The 4338-nt window shown below is 63.9% G+C and carries 3 protein-coding genes; all 3 read left to right on the top strand.

Going from position 1 to position 4338, the window contains the following annotated elements; all coding sequences use genetic code 11:
* Nucleotides 1-131 precede the first annotated feature (131 nt).
* The 3 genes from kdpC to FEM54_RS25740 all read left to right on the top strand — a co-directional run bounded on the left by kdpC (nucleotide 132) and on the right by FEM54_RS25740 (nucleotide 4193).
* The gene (gene kdpC / locus FEM54_RS25730) at nucleotides 132-677 is read left to right on the top strand and encodes a potassium-transporting ATPase subunit KdpC (protein ID WP_138453574.1); all 546 of its coding nucleotides are present in this window, start codon (nucleotides 132-134) and stop codon (nucleotides 675-677) included.
* 137 nt (nucleotides 678-814) lie between these two features.
* Nucleotides 815-3466 carry a sensor histidine kinase gene (locus FEM54_RS25735; RefSeq protein WP_138453575.1) on the top strand — a complete coding sequence of 884 codons (2652 nt, stop codon included), beginning with the start codon at nucleotides 815-817 and terminating at the stop codon, nucleotides 3464-3466.
* A gap of 37 nt (nucleotides 3467-3503) precedes the next feature.
* Nucleotides 3504-4193, top strand: coding sequence for a response regulator (locus tag FEM54_RS25740; protein WP_053255124.1), 690 nt, complete (start codon nucleotides 3504-3506; stop codon nucleotides 4191-4193).
* Nucleotides 4194-4338: the final 145 nt, after the last annotated feature.

Raw genomic sequence — 4338 nt, forward strand, 5'->3', positions numbered from 1 at the left:
CGTTCGTGGGCATCAAGGCGATCGACATGCTCCTGACCGCGCTGCACCTGGTGTAACTGGATCGCACTTTTTGTGGAGAGGGAGCAAGCTCCCTCGCCACAGTGGTTACTCGATTTATTGATGATTTAAAGATGACTAACATGATCCGCCCGGCCCTGAGCCTGCTGGTCCTCATGACCCTGATCACCGGCGTTGCCTACCCGCTGGTGGTCACCGGTGTCGCCCAAGTTGCGTTCCCCGACCAGGCCAACGGCAGCCTGGTGCGTGACGCCGAGGGCAAAGTGCGCGGCTCCAGCCTGATCGCCCAGGATTTTACCGGTGACAGCTGGTTCCACCCACGCCCATCGGCTGGCGCGTTTGCGACGGTCTCCAGCAGCGCCAGCAACCTGGCCCCAAGCAACCCGGCATTGGCCACGCGTATTTTTGATGACGCGAATAAACAGTTGGTGCCAGGCCAGGGGCCGGTGCCTTTGGCCTCCCTGACTACCTCCGGCAGCGGCCTTGATCCACACTTGCCTCCGGCGGCGATTGCCTATCAACTGGCGCGAGTGGCGGCGGCGCGAAATGTGCCCGTGTCTACACTGCAGCGCTTGCTCGATGAGCACATCGAAAGCCCGCTGGTGGGGCCGCCGGTGGTGAATGTGCTGGCGCTGAACATGGCGCTGGAAAAACTCTGATCCCCTTGTGGGAGCGGGCTTGCTCGCGAATGCGGTGCATCAGTCAATTAATCTGTTACTGACAGACCGCTTTCGCGAGCAAGCCCGTTCCCACATTGGATCTTCAGTGACCTGAACACCTGAAGGAACTCCAAAGCATGAGCGACTCCGGCCGCGCCGATGCCCTGTTAGCCGATCTGCCACGGGACGGCCGTGGCCGGCTCAAAGTCTTCCTCGGTGCGGCGCCCGGTGTGGGCAAGACCTACGCCATGCTCCAGGCCGCCCACACCCAACTGCGCCAGGGTGTGCGCCTGATCGCAGGCGTGGTGGAAACCCACGGCCGCGCCGAGACCGAAGCCTTGCTCAGCGGCCTGCCGCAGCAACCCTTGCTGCGCAGCGAATACCGTGGCGTGATGCTCGAAGAAATGGACCTCGACGGCCTGCTCGCCGCCAAGCCCAAGCTGGTGCTGGTGGATGAGCTGGCCCACAGCAACGCCCCCGGCAGCCGCCATGAAAAACGCTGGCAAGACATCCAGGAACTGCTCGCCGCCGGCATCAACGTGTTCACCACGGTCAACGTCCAGCACCTGGAAAGCTTGAACGATCAAGTGCGTGGCATCACCGGCGTGCAAGTGCGTGAAACCTTGCCCGACTGGGTGCTGCAAGAGGCCGACGAACTGCTGCTGATCGACCTGCCGTCCCGCGAGCTGCTCGAGCGCCTGCGCGACGGCAAGGTGTATGTGCCGGAACAGGCCCGCGCCGCCATCGACGCATTCTTCACCCAGACCAACCTGATGGCCCTGCGCGAGCTGGCCATGCAAACCGCTGCTGCGCATGTCGATGACGATTTGGCCCAAGGCTACCGCCAGCTCGGTCAGGCCGCCCCGGCGGTGCGCGGGCGTTTGCTGGTGGGCGTGGACGGTGATGCGCAGGCCGAACGCCTGGTGCGTCACGCCAGCCGCGTGGCCCAGCGCCGGCATTTGCCGTGGAGCATGGTGCATATCGATAACGGCCGTGCGCACGACGAGCAATCGCGCCTGCGCCTGCAGAACGCCCAGCAATTGGCCGAACGGCTGGGCGGCGAAGTGGTGTTGCTGCGCGCTGGCGAAGTGGCCAAGACGCTGATCCAGCATGCCGCCGAACGCCGCGCCAGCCTGCTACTCGTGGGGCAGTCGCGGATGCGCTGGCGGCGCAGGCTGTTCGGAGGGGGTTTGGCGGCACGCTTGCTGCGCAATGCGCGGGGTTTGGAGATCAACGTGCTCGACAGCGACGACATGCCCGCGCCGCCACGCCTGCCGGATGTGCGCGGGCTGGTGTGGTTCGACTATGGCCTGGCGGTGGTTGCAACCATCGTCGCGGCGGCGCTGGCCTGGGCGGTGGCCAGTGTGTTGCCGCTGCCGAATATCTCGTTGGTGTTTCTCGCTGCGGTACTGCTGGTCGGTGTGCGCAGCAGCCTGGGACCGTCGCTGGTGTGTTCGGCGCTGTCGTTCCTGAGCTACGACTTTCTGTTTATCCCGCCGAAATTCTCCTTCGCCATCCAGCGTGAAGAAGACGTGCTGACGCTGTTGTTTTTCTTGCTGATGGCGGCGCTGACCGGCAACCTCGCGGCGCGTCAGCGTCGGCAGTTGCAGGCCTTGCGCGACACCCAGGAAGAAACCAGCGAACTGCTCGACCTGTCGCGCAAGCTCACTGCGGCCACCGACCGCCAGGCGGTGATCAGTGCAGCGGCCCATCATCTGGACGGCTGGAGTGATCTGGACCTGTGTCTGCTTAATCGCGACGGCCAGGGCGGCTGGAAGGTTGAAACCGGCACCGCGCTGAACCTCACCGAAGCCGAACGCGCCGCCGCCGATTGGGCCTGGCAGCATGATCAACCGGCTGGCATGGGCACCGGCACGTTGCCGTTTGGGCGTTGGTGGTGGTGGCCGCTGTCTGGCGAGGAGGGGCCGTTGGGTTTGCTTGGCGTCAGCCCCAAACCCGGCCTGGAATTGAGCGGCCAACGCCGTCGCCTGCTCACTGCATTGAGCCAGCCATTGGCCCAGGCTCTGGCGCGCGCACAGCTGGCGCAGGAGCTGGAATCGGCGCGCCTGCACGGCGAAACCGAACAACTGCGCAGCGCCTTGCTGGCCTCGGTGTCCCACGATTTGCGCACGCCGTTGACCTCGATGCGCGGCAGCATCGACAGCCTGCTGGCGCTCGGTGAAGCCATCCCGCTGGAAGACCGCCGCGAATTACTGGAAGGCACCCGCGATGAAGCCGAGCGCCTGGACCGCTATATCCAGAACCTGCTGGACATGACACGTCTGGGTCACGGCGCCCTGAAGCTGGCACGCGATTGGGTCTCGCCGGGTGATATCGTCGGCAGCGCCCTGGGCCGCTTGCGCGCGGTACTGGCGCCGTTGCAGGTACACACCGACGTGCCGGCGCAGTTGCCGTTGCTGTATGTGCACGCCGCGTTGATCGAGCAGGCCTTGGTCAATGTGCTGGAAAACGCCGCGCGTTTCTCACCGCCCCACGGCCGTTTGCAGGTGAGTGCCGGCGTGGCCAATGAGCAACTGTTTTTTTCGGTGGCCGACGAGGGGCCGGGGATTCCCGAGGACGAGCGTGCGAAGATTTTCGATATGTTCTACACCGCCGCCCGTGGTGATCGCGGTGGGCAGGGCACGGGCCTTGGCCTGGCGATCTGCCAGGGCATGGTGGGCGCTCACGGCGGGCATATCCGCGTCGAGGATGGTATAGAAGGGCGCGGCACCTGCATCAGCTTGTTCCTGCCGTTACCGACGCAACCTGGCCCGGAGCGCGAGCCTTGAGCTACCCTCTTTTCTCCACGGATTTTGATTGGACACCATGAGCCAGACCGCGACGATTTTAGTCATTGATGACGAACCGCAGATCCGCAAATTCCTGCGTATCAGCCTGGCCTCCCAGGGCTACAAGGTGATCGAGGCCGGCACCGGCAACGAGGGCCTGGCCCAAGCGGCATTGAGCAAACCGGATTTGCTGGTGCTCGACCTTGGCCTGCCCGACATGGACGGCCAGCAAGTGTTGCGCGAGTTTCGTGAGTGGTCGACGGTGCCGGTATTGGTGCTGTCGGTGCGCGCCAGCGAAGTGCAAAAAGTCGAAGCCCTGGACAGCGGCGCCAATGACTACGTGACCAAGCCCTTTGGCATCCAGGAATTTCTTGCCCGTGTGCGCGCCTTGTTGCGCCAGGCACCGGCGGGAGAGGCTCAGGAAGCGGCGTTGAGTTTCGGCCCGTTGACCGTGGACCTGGCCTATCGCCGGGTGCTGCTGGACGGTGTCGAGGTGGCCCTGACCCGTAAGGAATACGCGGTGCTGGCGCAACTGGCGCGGCATCCTGGGCGGGTGATCACCCAGCAGCAATTGCTCAAGGATATCTGGGGGCCGACCCATACTGAAGACAGCCATTACCTGCGCATTGTGGTGGGCCATCTGCGTCAGAAGTTGGCGGATGATCCGACCCAGCCACGGTTTATCGTGACCGAGGCGGGTGTGGGGTATCGGTTGTTGAATGCCTGAATGTTGCAGTGCCTGAACGGGCCTCATCGCAGGCAAGCCAGCTCCCACCTTTTGATTTGTGAATACATTCAAAGGTGGGAGCTGGCTTGCCTGCGATAGGGCCATCAACCACGCCGCCTATCTCAATGTTGCTCACTCTCATACC

It is taken from the genome of Pseudomonas edaphica (assembly GCF_005863185.1).
GTDB lineage: Bacteria > Pseudomonadota > Gammaproteobacteria > Pseudomonadales > Pseudomonadaceae > Aquipseudomonas > Aquipseudomonas edaphica.